The organism is Herbidospora yilanensis, from assembly GCF_001570565.1.
In the GTDB taxonomy this organism is placed as follows: domain Bacteria; phylum Actinomycetota; class Actinomycetes; order Streptosporangiales; family Streptosporangiaceae; genus Herbidospora; species Herbidospora yilanensis.
Map to the genome: position 1 here is coordinate 237,232 of NZ_BBXE01000019.1, position 17,655 is coordinate 254,886.

General features: G+C 72.8%; 19 protein-coding genes. 9 read left to right on the forward strand and 10 right to left on the reverse strand.

What is annotated here, in order from left to right; all coding sequences use genetic code 11:
- Positions 1 to 84 precede the first annotated feature (84 nt).
- Together AW273_RS13785 and AW273_RS13790 are read left to right on the forward strand one after the other, a co-directional pair.
- Positions 85 to 1,182 (forward strand): M24 family metallopeptidase, encoded by a 1,098-nt coding sequence (locus AW273_RS13785; RefSeq protein ID WP_232327384.1) that lies wholly within the window; start codon positions 85 to 87, stop codon positions 1,180 to 1,182.
- 19 nt (positions 1,183 to 1,201) lie between these two features.
- Positions 1,202 to 1,642 (forward strand): Lrp/AsnC family transcriptional regulator, encoded by a 441-nt coding sequence (locus AW273_RS13790; protein WP_062348681.1) that lies wholly within the window; start codon positions 1,202 to 1,204, stop codon positions 1,640 to 1,642.
- Here the strand turns inward: AW273_RS13790 and AW273_RS13795 are convergent.
- From AW273_RS13795 to AW273_RS13805, 3 genes are read right to left on the reverse strand one after another with little or no spacing between them, the layout of a single operon-like run.
- Positions 1,639 to 2,580: an N-acetylglucosamine kinase gene (locus tag AW273_RS13795; protein ID WP_198168137.1), complete on the reverse strand. Its 942-nt coding sequence runs from the start codon at positions 2,578 to 2,580 to the stop codon at positions 1,639 to 1,641. The two genes, AW273_RS13790 and AW273_RS13795, sit on opposite strands and share 4 nt — an antisense overlap.
- Positions 2,580 to 3,836, reverse strand: a complete 1,257-nt coding sequence (locus AW273_RS13800) for a 6-phospho-beta-glucosidase (protein ID WP_062348682.1) — start codon at positions 3,834 to 3,836, stop codon at positions 2,580 to 2,582. Before AW273_RS13800 ends, AW273_RS13795 begins: the two co-directional genes overlap by 1 nt.
- The gene (locus AW273_RS13805; protein ID WP_062348683.1) at positions 3,837 to 5,018 is read right to left on the reverse strand and encodes an ROK family transcriptional regulator; all 1,182 of its coding nucleotides are present in this window, start codon (positions 5,016 to 5,018) and stop codon (positions 3,837 to 3,839) included.
- A 95-nt stretch (positions 5,019 to 5,113) separates the two neighbouring features.
- On the opposite strand from AW273_RS13805, the gene AW273_RS13810 reads away from it, so the two are divergent.
- The 6 genes from AW273_RS13810 (at position 5,114) to AW273_RS13835 (ending at position 12,294) form a co-directional block, all read left to right on the forward strand.
- Positions 5,114 to 7,324, forward strand: a complete 2,211-nt coding sequence (locus AW273_RS13810) for a HelD family protein (RefSeq protein ID WP_062348684.1) — start codon at positions 5,114 to 5,116, stop codon at positions 7,322 to 7,324.
- Positions 7,325 to 7,877: 553 nt separating this feature from the next.
- Complete coding sequence (lnt, locus tag AW273_RS13815) at positions 7,878 to 9,428, forward strand: apolipoprotein N-acyltransferase (RefSeq protein WP_083949743.1); 1,551 nt, start codon at positions 7,878 to 7,880, stop codon at positions 9,426 to 9,428.
- A 9-nt stretch (positions 9,429 to 9,437) separates the two neighbouring features.
- Positions 9,438 to 10,181 carry a polyprenol monophosphomannose synthase gene (locus AW273_RS13820; RefSeq protein ID WP_062348685.1) on the forward strand — a complete coding sequence of 248 codons (744 nt, stop codon included), beginning with the start codon at positions 9,438 to 9,440 and terminating at the stop codon, positions 10,179 to 10,181.
- Between the two features lie 65 nt (positions 10,182 to 10,246).
- A complete protein-coding gene (locus AW273_RS13825; RefSeq protein WP_062348686.1) occupies positions 10,247 to 10,720 on the forward strand; it encodes an FxsA family protein in 474 nt (157 codons plus the stop codon).
- 64 nt (positions 10,721 to 10,784) lie between these two features.
- Entirely contained in the window at positions 10,785 to 11,339 is a 555-nt protein-coding gene (locus AW273_RS13830) for an RNA polymerase sigma factor (RefSeq protein WP_062348687.1), read from the forward strand.
- A complete protein-coding gene (locus AW273_RS13835) occupies positions 11,332 to 12,294 on the forward strand; it encodes a hypothetical protein (RefSeq protein ID WP_062348688.1) in 963 nt (320 codons plus the stop codon). Before AW273_RS13830 ends, AW273_RS13835 begins: the two co-directional genes overlap by 8 nt.
- Positions 12,295 to 12,389: 95 nt before the next feature.
- Here the strand turns inward: AW273_RS13835 and AW273_RS13840 are convergent, their stop codons facing one another.
- The 7 genes from AW273_RS13840 to AW273_RS13870 all read right to left on the reverse strand — a co-directional run bounded on the left by AW273_RS13840 (position 12,390) and on the right by AW273_RS13870 (position 17,178).
- Positions 12,390 to 12,734, reverse strand: a complete 345-nt coding sequence (locus tag AW273_RS13840; protein WP_030453745.1) for an RNA polymerase-binding protein RbpA — start codon at positions 12,732 to 12,734, stop codon at positions 12,390 to 12,392.
- 146 nt (positions 12,735 to 12,880) lie between these two features.
- Positions 12,881 to 14,239 (reverse strand): MFS transporter, encoded by a 1,359-nt coding sequence (locus AW273_RS13845; RefSeq protein WP_062348689.1) that lies wholly within the window; start codon positions 14,237 to 14,239, stop codon positions 12,881 to 12,883.
- A gap of 12 nt (positions 14,240 to 14,251) precedes the next feature.
- Entirely contained in the window at positions 14,252 to 15,037 is a 786-nt protein-coding gene (locus AW273_RS13850) for a glycerophosphodiester phosphodiesterase family protein (protein WP_062348690.1), read from the reverse strand.
- Positions 15,038 to 15,103: 66 nt separating this feature from the next.
- Positions 15,104 to 15,649 (reverse strand): TrmH family RNA methyltransferase, encoded by a 546-nt coding sequence (locus AW273_RS13855; protein ID WP_062348691.1) that lies wholly within the window; start codon positions 15,647 to 15,649, stop codon positions 15,104 to 15,106.
- Positions 15,646 to 16,239: a class I SAM-dependent methyltransferase gene (locus tag AW273_RS13860; RefSeq protein WP_062348692.1), complete on the reverse strand. Its 594-nt coding sequence runs from the start codon at positions 16,237 to 16,239 to the stop codon at positions 15,646 to 15,648. The genes AW273_RS13855 and AW273_RS13860 overlap by 4 nt, the downstream gene beginning before the upstream one ends.
- Positions 16,240 to 16,314: 75 nt before the next feature.
- On the reverse strand, positions 16,315 to 16,653 hold the full coding sequence (locus AW273_RS13865) for a TraR/DksA family transcriptional regulator (RefSeq protein ID WP_062348749.1): 339 nt from the start codon (positions 16,651 to 16,653) through the stop codon (positions 16,315 to 16,317).
- A gap of 162 nt (positions 16,654 to 16,815) precedes the next feature.
- Complete coding sequence (locus AW273_RS13870; RefSeq protein ID WP_157555783.1) at positions 16,816 to 17,178, reverse strand: hypothetical protein; 363 nt, start codon at positions 17,176 to 17,178, stop codon at positions 16,816 to 16,818.
- 91 nt (positions 17,179 to 17,269) lie between these two features.
- Between AW273_RS13870 and AW273_RS13875 the strand changes: the two genes are divergently transcribed.
- A complete protein-coding gene (locus AW273_RS13875) occupies positions 17,270 to 17,641 on the forward strand; it encodes a hypothetical protein (RefSeq protein ID WP_062348694.1) in 372 nt (123 codons plus the stop codon).
- The last annotated feature ends 14 nt before the right edge of the window (positions 17,642 to 17,655 follow it).

A 17,655-nucleotide genomic window follows, 5' to 3' on the forward strand; every position in this document is an offset into this window, starting at 1 on the left:
TAGCATTGGTCTGGACCAGTCGCCGGGTTTTTCGCCGATCCACGCCACTTCTAGTATGACGCTGTGACAACGGAGTCCCTTGACGTGTTCTCAGCCGACCGCCTCGACCTGGTGCGGTCGGCGACGGCCGCCGCCGGGGTCGGCGCCCTGCTGCTGACCCCCGGTCCCGATCTGCGCTACGTGTCCGGTTACGACGCCCACGCGCTCGAACGGCTGACCTGCCTGGTCGTGCCGGGCGACGGCGGCGACCCCTTCATGATGGTGCCGCGCCTGGAACTGCCCGCCGCGCAGGCCTCGCCGGCCGGCCGCCTGGGCGTGGAGTTCGTCCCGTGGGACGAGACCGACGACCCCTACGCGGTCGTCGCCCACCGGCTGGGCGAGGTCGGGAACGTCGCGCTGGCCGACCGCATGTGGGCGATGCAGTCGCTGCGCTTCCGCGACGCGCTGCCCGGGGCCGAGCAGCGGCTGGCCTCCTCGGTGCTGCGCGACCTGCGCATGCGCAAGTCGGCCGCCGAGGCCGCCGCGCTGGCCGAGGCGGGCGCGGCCATCGACGCGGTCCACGCGCTGGTGCCCTCGCTGCTGAAGGCCGGCCGCACCGAACGCGAGGTCGGCCGCGACATCGCCGACGCGATCCTGAGCGCGGGCCACGTCACGATCGACTTCGTCATCGTCGCCTCGGGCCCCAACGGCGCCTCGCCCCACCACGACGTGTCCGACCGGGTGATCAGGGCCGGCGAGCCGGTGGTGGTCGACATCGGCGGCACGATGGCCACCGGCTACTGCTCCGACTCCACCCGCAACTACTGCGTGGGCGAGCCCCCGGCCGGCTACGCGCGCTACTTCGAGGTGCTGCGCGCGGCCCAGGACGCCGCCTGCGCGGCCGTCCGTCCGGGCGTGACCTGCGAGTCGATCGACGCGGCGGCCCGCGAGGTGATCGCGGCGGCCGGGTACGGCGACCTGTTCGTCCACCGGACCGGCCACGGCATCGGGCTTGAGTCCCACGAAGACCCCTACATCGTGGCGGGCAACGACGAGGTGCTGGCGCCCGGCATGGCCTTCTCGGTGGAGCCCGGCATCTACCTGCCGGGCGAGCACGGCGCCCGCATCGAGGACATCGTCATCTGCACCGAGGACGGGGTTTCCCGGCTCAACAACACCACGCGGGATCTCGTGATCGTCTGATTGCCGTACCGTTTGCGAAATGGAGGAGATCGACAGGCGGATTGTCGCGTTGCTGGCGGCCGACGGGCGGATGAGTTTCACCGATCTGGCCAAGGAGACCGGGCTCTCGGTGTCGGCGGTCCATCAACGGGTGCGGCGGCTGGAGAAACGCGGCGTGATCAAGGGTTACGCCGCGCTGGTCGACTTCGACGAGGTCGGGCTGCCGCTGACCGCCTTCGTGTCGATCAAGCCGATCGACCCGGCCGCCGCCGACGACGCGCCCGACCGGCTGCGCCATCTGGCCGCCATCGAGTCGTGCCACAGCGTGGCCGGTGACGAGAGCTACATCCTCAAGGTCCGGGTCGGCTCGCCGCTCGACCTCGAAGAGCTGCTCAACCAGATCCGGGCCGCCGCCAACGTGTCGACCCGGACCACGGTCGTGCTCTCCACGCCGTTCGACTACCGGTCTCCCGCCGTTTAGAACGCCGCCCTGACCCGGTCGTAGGCCTCGGGGGCGGCGCCGAGGGCGTCCAGGCCCTTGAAGGCGGCGCCGACGATCGGGGGCACGTCGGCGACGACGAGTTTCGCGTGCGGGGCCTGGGCGGCGTACCGCTCCTCGACCAGCGTGGTCAGGAGCGGGTCGCGGGCGGTCAGCACGCCGCCGCCCAAGACCACCTCACAGGGCACGTCGAGCAGGCCGATGCGGCGCATGGCGACCACGCCGAGCACGGCGACCTCGTCGGCCAGCCGGGTGACCACCGAACGGGCGACCGGGTCGCCGCTTCTGGCGGTCTCCAGCAGCGGGGCCACCAGGTCGTGCAGGCGCTCGTAGGGCAGGTCGCCGAAGTGCAGGGCGATCACGACCTCCTCGACCGTCGCGGCGCCGAACACGCGGCGGACCGCCGCGGCCAGGTCGCTCGCGGGTCCCCGGCCGTCCTCGGCCCTGACCGCGTGCCACAGGGCCTCCTCGGCGAGGCCCCCGCCACCGCCCCAGTCGCCGGAGAGGCGGCCGAGCGCGGGGAAGCGGGCCACCCGGCCGTCGGGGGCGACCGCCACCGCGTTGATCCCGGCGCCGCACACCACCGCCGCGCCCCACGGGCCGCTCGCGCCCGCCCTGAGCAGGGCGAAGGTGTCGTTGCCGACGACGATCTCGGCGCCCAGGCCACGGCGGGCCATCTCGTCGCGCAGCCGGACCTCCTCGATGGGCAGGTCGGCTCCGGCGACGTAGGCGAAGACGTGGTCGGCGTGCGGGCCCGGCCCGCCGAGGGCGTGCACGATCACGTCGACCGCCGGGACGACGCCGCTGCTCTGGGGGGTGAACGGGCCGCCGCGCCAGGTGCCCAGCACGGCGCCGTCCTCGCCGACGAGCACGATGTCGGTCTTGCTGTTGCCGCCGTCGATCGCCAGGATGGTCCGCATCAAACGGCCCAGGGCAGGTGCGCGCGGTTGGCCGCGACCAGCCGGGCCGCCAGGCCCGTCGCCAGGTCGGCCTGGCCGATGAGCGGGTGGGCGAGCAGCGCGTCCCGCACGCGGCGTTCCCCGCCGTTCCTGGCGGCGTCCAAGGCCAGGTCCTCGTACGCCGACACGTTCGCGATCAGCCCCCGGTAGAGCGGTTCGACGGCGGGCACCGGCAGCGGCGCGGCGCCGGACGCGCCGATGACGGCGGGCACCTCGATGACCGCCTCGGGGGGCAGGAACGGCAGGGTGGCGCCGTTGCGGGCGTTGACCACCTGCACGTCGCCCCGGTCGCCGGCCAGCGAGGCGATCAGCGCGACCGCGGCCTCGGAGTAGTAGGCGCCGCCGCGCCTGCCCAGCAGTTCGGGCTTGGTGTCGCTGGCGGGGTCGGCGTAGACGTCGAGCAGCGTCTGCTCCATCGCGGCGACCTCGGCCGCCCGCGAGGGTTTGGTCCGCTGCTCCTCGACCACGTTGTCGTGCTCGTAGAAGTACCGCAGGTAGTACGACGGCACGACGCCCAGGTCGCGCAGGATCCACTCGGGCAGCCCGACCTCGGCGGCGATCGAGGCGGCGTGCTCCTCGATCAGGGCGGGCAGCCTCTCGGTCCCGCCGACGGTCACCGACCGCTCCCACGTCAGGTGGTTCAGCCCGACGTGGCCGAGCCCGATCGACTGCCACGGCACGTCCAGGAGGGCGGCGAAGCGCCGCTGCATCCCGATGGCCACGTTGCACAGGCCGATGGCCCGGTGGCCCTCGTCGAGCAGGGCGCGGGTCACGATGCCGACCGGGTTGGTGAAGTCGACGATCCACGCGCCGGGCGCGCGGCGGCGGACCTCCTCGGCGATCTCCAGCACCACTGGAACGGTCCGCAGCGCCTTGGCCAGGCCGCCGGCGCCGGTGGTCTCCTGGCCGACGCAGCCGCACTCCAGCGGCAGCGTCTCGTCGACGTCGCGGGCCGCCTGCCCGCCCACGCGCAGTTGGAGGAGCACCGCGCCGGCCCCCTCGACGCCCGGCCCGACCGACGCGTGCTCGGTCACCGCGGCGGGGTGCCCGGCGCGGGCCAGCATGCGGCGGGCCATCCCGGCGACCAGGGACAACCGGCGGGCGTCCGGGTCGATCAGGGCGATCTCACTCAGCGGCAGCTCCTCGCGCAGCCGCGCGAAGCCGTCGATCAGCTCTGGTGTGTACGTCGAGCCGCCCCCGACAACGGCGAGTTTCACTCATCCTCCTTGGAGTTTCGATCCGAAGACCTCGTCCCGGACCACGTCGAGCCCCAGGTGCAGCGCCCCGGCGAGCACCGGGTTGCCCTCGACGGCCGACAGCCGCAGCGGCGGCCGGGGCAGCGTGAGGGCGTGCAGTTCGCGTTCGGTCAGCGCCCGCAGCGTCTCGCCGCCGGCCAGCGGCATCCCGCCGGCCAGCACGATGACCTCGGGGTCGAGCACGGAGGTGATCGCGGCCAGCCCCGTGGCGAGCCGCCGGGCGATCTCCCGCAGCCCCTCGGCGGCCTCCCCGGCCCGCCTGCCGCCCTCCTCGGCGACCCGTACGGCACGCTCCACGGCCTCGGCCGCCGACGTCCCGCGGATGCCGCGCGCCCGCAGCAGCCGCAGCACCGCCTGGCCGCCGGCCAGGGCCTGGAAGCCGTGGTCGACCCGCTTGCCCACGTCGCGCGCGGTCGGCGCGCCGACGGCCGGCATGTAGCCCACCTCGCCCGCGCCGCCGGTGGCCCCCCGGTGCAGCCGGTCGCCCAGCACGATCGCCGAGCCGATGCCCGAGTCGACCCACAGCAGCACGAAGTCGCGGTGCCCGCCGTGGGCGCGTTCGGCCAGCGCCACGAGGTTGACGTCGTTCTCCACGTCGACGGGCGTGCCGACGCCGCCCGACAGGGTCGGGACGAGGTCGGGGATGTGCCAGCCCGGGATGTGGGCGGCGTACCCGAGGCGGCCCGTGGACGGGTCGACGGCGCCCTGGATGCCGATCACCACGCGGTTCACCGGGTGGGGCCAGGCCCCGGCCAGGGCGGTGCGCACCTTCTCCACCACGTCGCCGCCGGCCCGGCCGGGCGTCGGGAGCGCGGACGTGCCGACGACCGCGCCGGTCAGGTCGGCCACGGCGACCTCGATCCGGTCGCGGGTCACGTCGAGGGCCGCGACGTGGGCCGCCCCGGCGTTGATGCGGTAGAGCTCGGCGGTCCGGCCCGGCAGGCCCTCGCGGATGCCGTCGAGCACGACCAGACCGGCTTCCTGGAGGCGCAGCAGGAGCTGGGAGGCGGTCGGCTTGGACAGGCCCGTCAGGGCGCCCAGTTCGGGCCGGGTCAGCGGACCCCGGTCGAGGAGGACCCGCAGGGCCGCGCGGTCGTTGATGGCCCGCAGCAGGCTGGGGGTTCCTGGAGTCGGCTGGCTCACTTTGGAGAAAGTAAAGAAACCTTCCAAACGAGTCAAGGGGCCGACACCGCATCGTGACCGGCGGGCTCGGGGGGACGCGTAGAATCTATCGGCCTATGCCACAGTCATCCGCGCCCGAGCTGACCCGTGAACGCGACTACGTCGCCGGCCTCTACGACCGGCTCGACCAGTTGCGGGTGCGCACCCGCGCGCAGCTCGACGGCGTGCTCGCCCAGGGCGCGTTCGGCACCCACCAGAACCGGTCGGAACGCGACAACTTCGCCGTCATGTACTCCCAGCGCCTGGCCCGGTTGTGGGCCGTGGAGCGCGGGCTCTGCTTCGGCCGGCTCGACTTGGCCCCCGGGGCCGAGGAGACCCGCTTCTACATCGGCCGCATCGGGCTGACCGACGACGAGCAGCACCGGCTGCTGATCGACTGGCGGGCCCCGGTGGCCCAGCCGTTCTACCGCGCCACCCCGGCCGCGCCGATGGGCGTGACCCGCCGCCGCCACCTGCACATCAAGGGCCGCGAGGTCGTCTCCGTCGACGACGACCTGCTCGACCTCGACGGCCTGACCGCCGACGACCGCGCCACCCTCAACGGCGAGGCCGCCCTGCTGGCCGCGCTGTCGGAGACCCGGACCGGCCGGATGCGCGACATCGTGGCCACCATCCAGGCCGAACAGGACCGCATCATCCGGGGCGACCTGTCGGGCGTGCTGGTCGTGCAGGGCGGGCCCGGCACCGGCAAGACCGTGGTCGCGCTGCACCGGGCGGCCTACCTGCTCTACACGTACAGGGAGCGGCTCGAACGCCGCGGGGTGCTCATCGTCGGGCCGAACCTCACGTTCCTGCGCTACATCGAGCAGGTGCTGCCGTCGCTGGGCGAGACCGACGTGCTGCTGTCGACCGTGGGGGAGCTGTTCCCGGGCGTGACCGCCACGCGGCCCGAACCGGCCTCGGCCGCCGCGCTCAAGGGCGGGCTGCGGATGGCCGACGTGCTCGCCCGCGCCATCGCCGACCGGCAGCGCATGCCGGCCAGGCCCGTCGACATCAGGCTCGACCGCTACACGCTGCGGCTCGACCGGCAGACCTTCGAGGCGGCCCGCAACCGGGCGGCCAAGTCGCGCCGCCCGCACAACCAGGCCCGCGCGGTGTTCGTGCGCCACCTGCTCAACACGCTGACCAAGCAGGCCGCCCGCCACCTGGGCCGCGGCGTGCTCTCCGACGAGGACTTCGCCGACCTGCGCGAGGACCTGCGCACCGAGGAGCCGGTGAAGGCCGCGCTCAACCGGCTGTGGCCCTACCTGACGCCCCAGCAGCTCCTCATCGGCCTGTTCACCTCGGCCGAGCGCATGACCGCCGCCGGGCTCACCCCGGCCGAGGCCGCGCTGCTGCTGCGCGAGCCGCCGCGCAAGGGCGAGCGCTGGTGGAGCGAGGCCGACGTGCCGCTGCTCGACGAGGCGGCCGAACTGCTCGGCGACATCGACGAGGGGGTGCTGCGGGCCGCCCGCCGCGCCGAGGAGGAGCGCGAGCAGCAACTCGCCTACGCCCGCGAGGTCCTGGAGATGACCGGCCTGGCCGACATCATGGACGCCGAGCGCTTCGCCGAGCGGCAGCAGGAGGAAGAGGGATATCTCACAACGGCCGAGCGTGCCGCCCGCGACCGCACGTGGGCCTTCGGCCACGTGATCGTCGACGAGGCGCAGGAACTGTCGGCGATGGCCTGGCGCACCCTGATGCGCCGCTGCCCGTCGCGGTCGATGACGATCGTCGGCGACATCGCCCAGACCGGTTCGGCGGCCGGCGCGCCGAGCTGGAAGAGCGTGCTCGACCCCTACGTCCAGGGCCGCTGGCGCGAGGCGCGGCTGACCGTCAACTACCGCACCCCGGCCGAGCTGATGGCCGTCGCGGCCGACGTGCTCACCCTCGTCGACCCCGCTCTCAAGGCCCCCGACTCGGTCCGCGAGAGCGGCGAGAAACCCACCTCTGTGCGGACGAACGACCTGGTCGCAGATCTGCCGGGGATCATCGAACGGCAGAAGGTGGCCGACGGCCGGCTGGTCGTGATCGCCCCCGACGGCCTCGACGTCGGCCTGCCCCGGATGACCGGTCCCGAGGCGCTCGACGCCGACGTGGCGGTGCTGTCGGTGACCGAGGCCAAGGGCCTGGAGTTCGACGCCGTCGTGGTGGTCGAACCGGCCCGGATCCTGGCCGAGTCGCCGCGCGGCGCGAGCGACCTTTACGTGGCCCTGACCAGGGCGACCCGGCGCCTTTGTGTGGTCCACACCGGCCCGTTGCCCGAGGTGCTGGCGGGCCTCCGATAGCGGCCCTTGTACCAGCCTGTCCCACCTGCGAAAACTTGGCGTTCCCGCTGCTGGGGAGCTGGTTGACATCTGCGCTCAGGTCGGTAGTTTGCTGCGGAGTCCAGCACGGGACTGACCGGTTGGCCGTCCTCAGACATCGTCGGATTCCGCGTCCGTGACGGAGCGTCGCCCCACATTCGGGACGCTCCGTAGCTCAGCCAGGCGCGGCGCCGGCGCTTTTGTCGGGCCGGGGCACCACAACCGGGTGGGGGGTTGGACCCGGGAGGGGTCCCGGCGCCCAGTAGACAACGGAACTCCGCGCCCGCCGCCGACGGGACGGAACCGGTCCGAAGGGCGCTCAGGGCTCCGAACCGTCTCGTGAGATGGGCCTGGGCACGTGGCACCCGTGCCCTGTGCGTAGCCGGATGGTCCTTGAGTTCTCCTGTGGCCACAGGAGAACTCAAGGACCATCGCTGTGAGTTCCCTGGGATGTTCAAGTGCCTGTTTTGGGGCCTGCCGTCCGGCGCGGTACCGTTCCGACCAGCCCTTCATTCGGTCTGGTCAAAGGAGACGCGTGCTCGCAACGGCGACCCCGCGGTCGACCGCCCCGGCGTTCGCCCCGCCCGTGTGGGCCCGCGCCGGGCTTGCCGTCGCCGGCGGCCTGCTGATCTTCCTGGCCTTCCCGCCGCTCGGGTGGTGGTTCTGCGCCCCCGTCGGCGTGGCCCCCGTGGTCCTCTCCGTGTACGGCGTGCGTCCCCGCCGCGCCCTGTGGATCGGGTTCCTGGCCGGGCTGGCGTTCCTGTTCCCCGCCATGGCGTGGGTGCGGCCCATCGGCGAGGACGCCTGGGTGGCCCTGGTCGCCATTGAGAGCGCTTTCTGGGCCGTCCAGGGTCTGCTGGTGTCCCTGGTGATCCGGATGCGGTTGTGGCCGCTCTGGGCGGCGTGCCTGTGGGTGCTGCAGGAGTGGGCCCGCAGCACCTTCCCGATGGGCGGCTTCCCGTGGGCCCGCCTGGTCTTCAGCCAGGGCACCGCGCCCTACCTGAAGTACGCCTCCCTCCTCGGCGCCCCGTTTGTAAGTTTCACCGTCGCCCTGACCGGTTGCCTGCTCGCCTACCTGGCCGTTCACCTGTTCACCCGCGACTACCGCGAGCGCGTGGTCGCGCTGACGGCGGCCGGGGTGGTAGCCCTACCGGTGGTGGGGATGCTCGTCCCCCTCCACGGCGACGAGGGCAAGACGGTGAACATCGGGGTGATCCAGGGCAGTGTGCCCCGCAGCGACAAGCTGGGGTTCCACGGGGGCGAGCCGGCCGTCGTGCTGAAGAACCACGCCGACGAGACCCACCGGCTGGCCGAGGCGGTCCGGGCCGGCAAGCACCCCAGGCCCGACGTGGTGGTATGGCCCGAGAACTCCACCGACATCGACCCGTTCCGCGACCCCGCCGCCTACGCGATCATCGACGCCGCGGCGAAGGACGTCGGCGTGCCGGTGCTCGTGGGGGCCGTGGTGATCCTCGGGGAGGACTCCCGGGCCACCCGCAGCATCGTGTGGGATCCGGTCACCGGGCCGGGCGCCTACTACGACAAGCAGAAACTGGTGCCGTTCGGGGAGTTCACCCCGTACAAGGACCTGGTCCTGGCCCTGTTCGAACGGGCCGGCCTGGTCGGGCGGCAGTCCGTCCCCGGCGACGAGCCGGGCGACCTGAAGGCCGGCCCGGTCACCCTGGGCGCGGTGAGCTGCTACGAGGTGGCCTTCGACACCATCGTCAACGGGACCGTCCGCGCGGGCGGCTCGCCGCTGGTGGTGCAGACCAACAACGCGACCTACGAACAGTCGAACCTGCCGCCCCAGCAGCTCGCGATGTCGCGCATCAGGGCGGTGGAGCACAACCGCGCGGTGATCCCGGTCGCGACGACCGGCGTCTCCGCCCACGTGGCCCCCGACGGGCGCATCCTGTGGGAGACGCCCGAACTGGTGGCCGCCAGCACGGTGGTGACGGCCCAGGTGCGCACGCGTGACACCGTGGCGACCCGGGTAGGTGTTCTGCCCGAGATCATTTTGATGGTGGCGGGATCGGGCGCGGTGGTCGCCGCGCGGCGGCGCCGGTGGAACCTGGAAGGTCACTAGGAGGAGCCGATGGACCGGATGCTTGGGCGCGTGCTCGTGATCGTTCCCACCTACAACGAACGCGACAACCTGCCGCGCATCGTCGAGCGGCTCCGCTCGGCGCTGCCCGACGTCGACCTGCTGGTCGCCGACGACAACAGCCCCGACGGCACCGGCAAGATCGCCGACGAGCTGGCCGACCGCGACGACCACGTGCACGTGCTCCACCGGCCCGGCAAGCAGGGCCTGGGCGCCGCCTACATCGCCGGCTTCCAGTGGGGCCTCGAACGCGGCTACGACGTGCTCGTGGAGATCGACGCCGACGGGTCGCACCAGCCCGAGGAGCTGCACAAGCTGCTCGCGGCGGTCGAGGGCGGCGCCGACCTGGCGATCGGGTCGCGGTGGGTGCCGGGCGGGAAGGTCATCAACTGGCCGGCCTCGCGGGAGTTCCTGTCGCGGGGCGCCAACACCTACACGCGCATCATGCTCGGCATGCCGGTCCGCGACGCGACCGCCGGGTTCCGCGCCTACCGGGCCACCACCCTGCGCAAGATCGGCATCGAGGGCGTGCAGTCGCAGGGCTACTGCTTCCAGGTCGACCTGACCCTGCGCACGGTCCGCGAGGGGCTGCGCATCACCGAGGTGCCGATCACCTTCGTCGACCGGGCCGTGGGGCAGAGCAAGATGAGCCGCGACGTCATGACCGAGGCGCTGTGGCGCATCACCGTGTGGGGCGTGACCGGAATCCCCGCTCGGTTTCGCCGTCGGCGTTAACGGGAACCCGCCTCGCACGCGCGGGCGTTCCAACCCTCGTAGGCTCGCGTGTGGAGGTGTGGCGAATGCTGCGAATCGGGCTGTTCCTGGCGTTTCTCGTGGTGCCGGTGCTGGAGATCTGGCTGCTGATCCAGATCGGTGAGGTCATCGGCGGCTGGACCACGGTCGCGCTGCTGATCGCCGACAGCCTGCTGGGCGGCTGGCTGGTACGGAGGGAGGGCCGCCGGGCCTGGGCCGCGCTGCGTAAGGCGATCGAGTCGGGCCGCATGCCCGACCGGGAACTCGCCGACGGCGCCCTGATCGTGACGGGCGGCGCGCTGCTGCTGGCCCCCGGTTTCATCACCGACGTCTTCGGCTTCTTCATGATCCTCCCCTTCACCCGGCCGCTCGCCCGTGAGCTGGCGACGTGGTTCCTGGGCCGGCGGGTCAAGTCGATGGCCGCCCGGTCCCCCTACGCCCCCTTCGTCTCCGCCATGCCCCGCCACGACCAGCCCCGCCCGCGCGAGAACGTGGTGCGCGGCGAGGTCGTCGACGACTGAATGAACCCTCCGGGCGGCTCGCGGTGAAAGCAGGACGTCACGCCGCACCGCCCGAGAGGATCCCATGAGGGAAGCCACCGCGACGGCCGGGGACCACGACCTCATCCGGCGTTCCCTGGCCGAGCCCGAGTGCTTCGCCGCCCTGTTCGACCGGCACGCACCCCACCTGCACGCCTACGTCGCCCGCCGATTGGGCCCCGACGTGGCCGACGACGTCGTCTCCGACACCTTCCTCGACGCCTTCCGCCGCCGCCACGTCTACGACCCGGACCACACCGACGCCCGCCCGTGGCTCTACGGCATCGCCTCCAACCTCGTCGGCAAACACCGCCGCCGCGAGACGGCCCGCTACCGCGCCTACGCCCGCAGCGGCCCCGACGAGACGGTCGCCGCCCTCGTGGAGGAGGGCGTCACGACCCTGGCCGTGAACCGTCCGCTGCTGCGCGCGCTGGCCGCGCTGAAACCGGGCGACCGCGACGTCCTGCTGCTGGTCGCCTGGGCCCAGTTCACCTACGGGGAGGTGGCGCTGGCCCTGTCGATCCCGGTGGGCACGGTCCGTTCACGGTTGAACCGCGCCCGCACGAAGGTCAAGACCGCGCTGGAGGCGGCCGATGCGTGACTTCGACGCCCCTTCGCCCCTGGCGACCCTGTTCGACCGCCCTCCCGCCACGGAAGCCGACCTGGCCGACGCGCGCGCCCGCTTCGTGGCCGCCGCCGCGAAGGCCCGCCCCCGGGACCGGAACCTGCTGAAGCCGTTGCTCGCGGCCCTGATGACCGCGTTGCTGGCCGTGACCGCCGCCATCGGCCTGCGGCCGCTCCCGGCCGGCGACCCGCCGCCCGAGCGACCCGAGCCGTCCGCCGCCCAGCAGATCCTGCTGAAGGCCGCCGACCTCGCGCCCCGTTATGACGACGTCCGGACGCGGAAGCCCGGGGAGTACCTCTACGTCGGCAAGGTCTACCGGGGCTGGGACGCCCGCAAGGGAAAGATCACGACCTCCGGGGGTGAGTTCTGGACCCCCGGCGATGGCACGGGCCCATGGCTGCACAGCACGGGGAGACGGGAGACGCTGTTCTCGCGGGTCTGCCCCTCCGACGACCCGCTCGCCTGGTCCTCCGACCTGCGCGCCGAGATCACCGCCGGGGGCCGCTCCGGGGCCTCCGACCGGTTCCGGAGAATCGCCGCCATGCTGGATTGGACGACCTTCCATCCCGAGCGGACGGCGGCCCTGCTGCGGATGGCCGCCGAGGTGCCCGGCCTCACCGTGACCCGGGGGCAGGTCGACGCCATGGACCGGCCGGCGTTCACCGTCGGCCTCGACCGGGACGGGTTCCGCGACGAGCTGGTCTTCAACGAGCCGGAAGGCGTGCCGGTGGGGCGGCGGACCGTGGTGACCAGGGAGATCGTCGCGCCGGAGGGCACCACGCCCGCGGGCACCGTCATCGGGCACGCGGTCGCCCTTTACGGCGTCACGCCGGCGTTGCCGCGCCGGCCCGCCGGATCGTTGTCGATCGGGAACGAGCGGCTGACCGCGGATCAGGTGAAGCGGGTGGAGCGCGAGGCGCGCTGCGACTGAGCCAACGCGACAGGGCGAACGCGACAGGGCGGACGCGACAGGGCGCCCCCCGGATGATCCGGAGGGCGCCCTCGCGTCGGTGGTGGGATGGGGCCCTATGCGCTCTTGCGCCGCTGCGCCCGCAGGATGGCCAGCCGCTCGTTCAGGACCTCTTCGAGGTCTTCGATCGAACGCCGCTCCAGCAGCATGTCCCAATGGGTGCGCGGGGGCTTGGCCTTCTTCTGCTGGGGCTGCTCGGCGTCGACCCGGAGCGCGGGGGAGCCGCAGTGACGGCACTCCCAGCTCGCGGGGATCTCGGCCTCGGCGGCCAGTGGAACGGTGGTGTGGTGACCCCTGGGGCAGGTGTAGGACACCTCCTGGCGGGGTGCCAGATCGGTGTTGCGGTCGTTCTCGTAGCTGGTCGCGCCGAGCCGGGTACCGCGAAGTGCACGCTCGCCCATGTTCTAAGCCTCCTGAGATCCCCCTATACGACACAGCTATAGAGGGGTTGGTCTCCACCGGGTACAACGCCTGATACCGTGTGTGGATTCCCACCCAAGACGTGATCCAATCGCGCTTTTTCCGGCGCTCGTGAACCGATTCGCCGTCAAATCCGTTCTGGCACGTCGTTGCCCGCGGCCCTGATCGCCTTCGGCAGGTTGACCGACGCGAGCAGCACCCCGCCGATGACGAAGAAGATCACCAGTGAGACGATGCCGTACCGGTAGCTGTCGGTGAGCTGGAGGGCCAGGCCCAGGGTGAAGGATCCGATGAGCGTCGCACCCTTGTCACTGATCTCGTAGAGGCTGTAATACTCCGCTTCCCGCCCCTTCGGGATCACGTGGGAGAACAACGACCGCGACAGGGCTTGTGTTCCCCCCATCACGATCGCGATGGCGAACCCGAGGGCGAAGAACAGCAGCGGCCGCTCCGGCGGCACGAAGTAGGCGGCGGCCACGACGCCGCACCAGCCGGCCAGCGACCACAACACGGTCTTGCGGGTGCCGATGCGGACCGCGATCCGGCCCAGCAGGATCGCGCCGAAGAACGCCACGAACTGCACCATCAGGATCGCGCCGATGCGATCGGTCTCGCCCAGCCGCAGTTCCTGGTCGGCGTAGGTCGCCGAGAAGCTGATGACCGTCTGCACGCCGTCGTTGTAGGCGATGTACGCCAGCAGGAAGACCAGCGTCAGCGGATAGCGGGTGACCAGGTCGCGCACGGTGAACACGAGCTGGCGCGCGCTGAGCACCACGGCCCGGCCGGCCCCCTCGTCGGCGGCGGCCGCCCCGCGCCGGTTGCGCAGCCGCAGCAGCGGGATGATCGTGAACCCGCCCCACCACAGGCCGGCCGAGGCCAGGGCCAGGCGCACCGCCGTGCCGGTCGAGATGCCGATCGCCTCGGCGTTCAGGAACAGCCCCAGGTTGACCACCAGCAGCAGGCCGCCGCCCAGGTAGCCGAAGCCCCAGCCGCGGGCCGAGACCCGGTCGCGTTCCTCGGGTGTGGAGATCTGCGGCAGGAAGGAGTTGTAGACCACGAAGGCCGCCGCGAAGCTGGTCTGGCCGACGATGAACAACACCCCGCCCAGGATGTAGGCGCCGTCGGCGACGAACCACATGAGCAGGGTGGCCGCCGACCCCAGGTAGGCGAAGAACCCCATGATCTCTTTCTTGCGCCCGGTGTGGTCGGCCAGCGCCCCGGCGACCAGCATCACGATGATCTGGCAGACCGCCGCGACGCCGACCACGAAGGAGTAGTAGGCCGAGGGCCGCACGTCGAACCCGAGCACGCCGACGAACGGCGCCCCGTTCGCGGCCTCCTGGGCGATCTCGGTCAGGTAGGGCCCGAGGAACACGGTCATGACCGTGGTGGGGAAGGCCGAGTTGGCCCAGTCGTACCAGTACCAGCCTTTTTGCTCGCGGGTTCTGGCCTGCGGGCTCTCGTCGATGACCTGGGGGGAAGCCATTCCTACTCGCTCTCAGGCAGTGGGCCACTGGCCGCGTTCGGTGAGCACCTCGCGCAGTCCGGTGATGTTGTCGGTCATGATCCCGTCGACCCCGAGGTCGAGCAGGCGTTCCATGGTCGGCCGGTCGTCGATGGTCCACACGTGGACCTGCACGCCGATCGAGTGGGCGGTCTGGACGAACCCCGGGGTGACCACGCGCAGCCCCCGCCACCCCAGCGGCACCTGCGCGCACGGGACGCCCGAGTGGGCCAGCCCCGCCAGCAGCCGCCCGTAGTTGCCGCGCGCGGAGGCGGTGCGCAGCGCGGCGACGGCGCGGGGACCCATGGCCGAGCACACCTCCGGCCCGCAGGCCCGCCGGGCCTGCGCCAGCCGCATGTCGGAGAAGGAGGTCAGGCACACCCGCGCGGAGGCGCCGGTACGCCGCAGCGTCCGCGCCAGCGGCACGATCGCCGGGGACTCCTTCACGTCGATGTTGACCCGCACCCCGGGAAAGGCGCCGAGCAGGTCCTCCAGCAGCGGGATCTCGTCGACGCCGCCGATGCGCGCCTTGGCGACCTCGCGGTAGGGCAGCCGGGAGATGCGCCCGCGCCGGTCGGTGACCCGGTCGAGGGTGTGGTCGTGGAAGACGACGAGCACCCCGTCGGCGGTGGCGTGCACGTCGGTCTCAAGATAGTCGTAGCCCATCGCGACGGCCTTCTCGAAGGCGGCCATCGTGTTCTCGCGTCCTTCGGCGGCCCCGCCGCGGTGGGCGAAGGCCAGCGGCGCGGGATGGTCGAGGAAGGCGAACCGTCGCTGCACGAGCGTGAGTATGCCCGGTGTGCGAGCCCTGTTCCACTCCCCTCCCCGCCCGGCGGGTTGTCCGGTTCAGGGGGCCGACCACTCCTGCCGCCGGGCCTCGGCCAGGGCGATGGCGGCCGCGACGGAGACGTTGAAGGAGCCGACGCGGCCCACCTGCGGGATGTAGGCGACCGCGTCGGCGGACTCCAGGACGGCCGGGGAGCAGCCGTGGTCCTCGCTGCCGACGACCAGGCACACGTCGCCGGTCAGCTTGGCCTCGTGGAGCGGGACGGCGTCGCCGGTGAGCTCGATCGCCACGACGGTGAACCCGTCGTCCTTGGCCGCGCGCACGGCCTGGGCGGCCGGGACCGGCTCGTGCCACTCGACCAGCCGGTCGGTGCCCAGGGCGGTCTTCTGCGCCTTGGGGTTGGTGGGCGGGGTGGCGTTGCCGGCCAGCCAGATGACGTCGACGCCGAACGCGGCGGCCGTCCGGAAGATGGAGCCGATGTTGAACGGCCCGGTGACCGATTCGACGATCATCCCGAGGCGGCCGGCCGTGTTGCGCCGCCAGGTGCGGTTGAGCCGCTTGACGTCGGTCGGGCGGAGCTGGCGGCGCGGGTTCGGGGTGCTCATCTGGTGGGCGTCACTTTCAGGATGCGGTAGGCGGCGCGGGAGGCGTGGCGGGTGGCGGTCCAGCCCTGCTCGGTGAGCCACTTCTGCAGGGAGTCGGAGCCGAGGTGTTTCTGGACGACCAGGTAGGCGGCCCCGCCGGGGAGGAGCCGGTCGAGCCAGCGGGTGAGCATGGCGTGGAGGGCGGGTTTGCCGATGCGGATGGCCGGGTTGGACCAGATCGCGGCGAACCGCACCTCGTCGGGCATCTCGTCGGCGTGCACGCACCTTACTTTGTCAAGGCCGGCGGCCGCGGCGTTGCGCGCCGTGAGGTCGAGTGACCGCCGGTTGACGTCGACGGCCCAGACGGTCGCCTGCGGCGACCGGGTCGCCATCGTCAGTGCGATCGGCCCGTAGCCGCAGCCCAGATCCAGCAGATCGCCGGAAGGCGGCGGGGGCGGCACCGACTCCAGCAGGATCTTGGTGCCGGTGTCGACGCGGTCGGGGGAGAACACGCCCCGGTCGGTCTCCAGCCGCAGGTGCAGGTCGGGCAGCACCAGCGTGACCGTGGCGGGCCGGCTCTCGGCCTGCGGCCGCTCGTCGAAGTAGTGCACGGGCCGGAACGTTACCCCAGCTTCCGGGGACGCGGGTGCCGGCCCGGGGGCGGGTCCGCCCCCGGGCCGGCCGGGTCAGGCGGCCTCGTGCCGCCGCTGGCAGTCGATGCAGGTGCGCGCCAGCGGCCGGATCTTGAGCCGCTCGAAGGGGATGGCGCCCGCGCAGTCCGCGCAGCGGCCGTAGGTGCCCGCCGCCAGCCGCTTCAGGGCGTGGGACAGTTCGGCGATGGCGCGTTCGGCGACGACGATCGAGACGGTCAGCTCCTGCCAGGTGTCGTCGGCGCCGCTGCTGTCCCGCTGCTGCCTCCGCAGCCCGTCGAGGTGGCGGCCGCGCTGCTCCAGTTGTTCCCGTAGTTCCTCGCGCAGCGACTGGATCTGGACGCTGCTGATCGGGGTGGGATGACGAGTGGTCATGATCTTGTGTTCCTTCGCGCGCGTGGGAAGGCGTCGGCACCGGCCCGCGCGGCCGCCACGGGTGGCCTCGGCCATGGCCGGCGGCCGGCGCGGGGCATCTCGTGTGCCGCGCCGGAGAAGAGCCCCGGCTCTACGGCCACGGGGCTCGGTGGGAAGGGCCGGTCAGGCGCCGGGCGGGCTGCGCGGTCCCGCGGTGCGGTGTGCCGGGCGCTGCGGATCACGGAACGCGTCGGTGTCCGGGGCCGAAGGCGTCACGAGGGGCTGATGGGCGGGCGCGTCGTGGAACCCGCCGCGCGGCGGCCACGACGACGGCGCGTGGTGCTCGCGGGCGGCGCCGGTCTGCGGCGGCAGGCTCGACACGTCGGCGGCCGCGTCGCTCTGGCTCCACACCCGGCCGGAGCCGCCGTCCACCGCGCCCCGGGCGCCGGTCGTCAGCAGGGAGGACACGATCAGGCACAGCAGGACCAGGACCGTCGTGGCGGCGCCCGCGACGGACCTTCGTGGTGTTCTCCACGGTCCTGTCATGATGCCGACCATAGCCGAGCGCATCGGGGGGCGCGCCGGTCCCGGTCGCGGGGTACGGTGGCGCGAACCCCCCAAGTCGGCAGGAGGAGACGTGAGCGGAAGACTGCCCGTCGCGCTGCTCCTGCTGCTGTCGGCCTTCCTGCTGGGGCCCGCCCCGGCGACCGCGGCCCCCGGGGCGTCCGGTCTCCCGGTGGCGGTCGCGAACGTGGCGCCCGGCGGCTCCGCGCCGCTCGCCCAGTGGGGCGATCCGGCTCCGGACGCCGATCGTGACACCGCCCCGCCCCGGCTGCGGCCCGGCTGGGGTGTGGCCGCGCCCCTGCTCCTGCCTGCCGTGCTGCCGTCCACCGGGTCGCCGGTTCCGGTCCTGCGGGCGGTCGCGACCGTCGCCGCGTCCTTCTCCGCCGTGCCGCGACCGGCGGCCGGCCGGGCTCCGGCACGGGCCCCTCCTGCCACGACGCGCTGAGGTCCCCTTTCCCC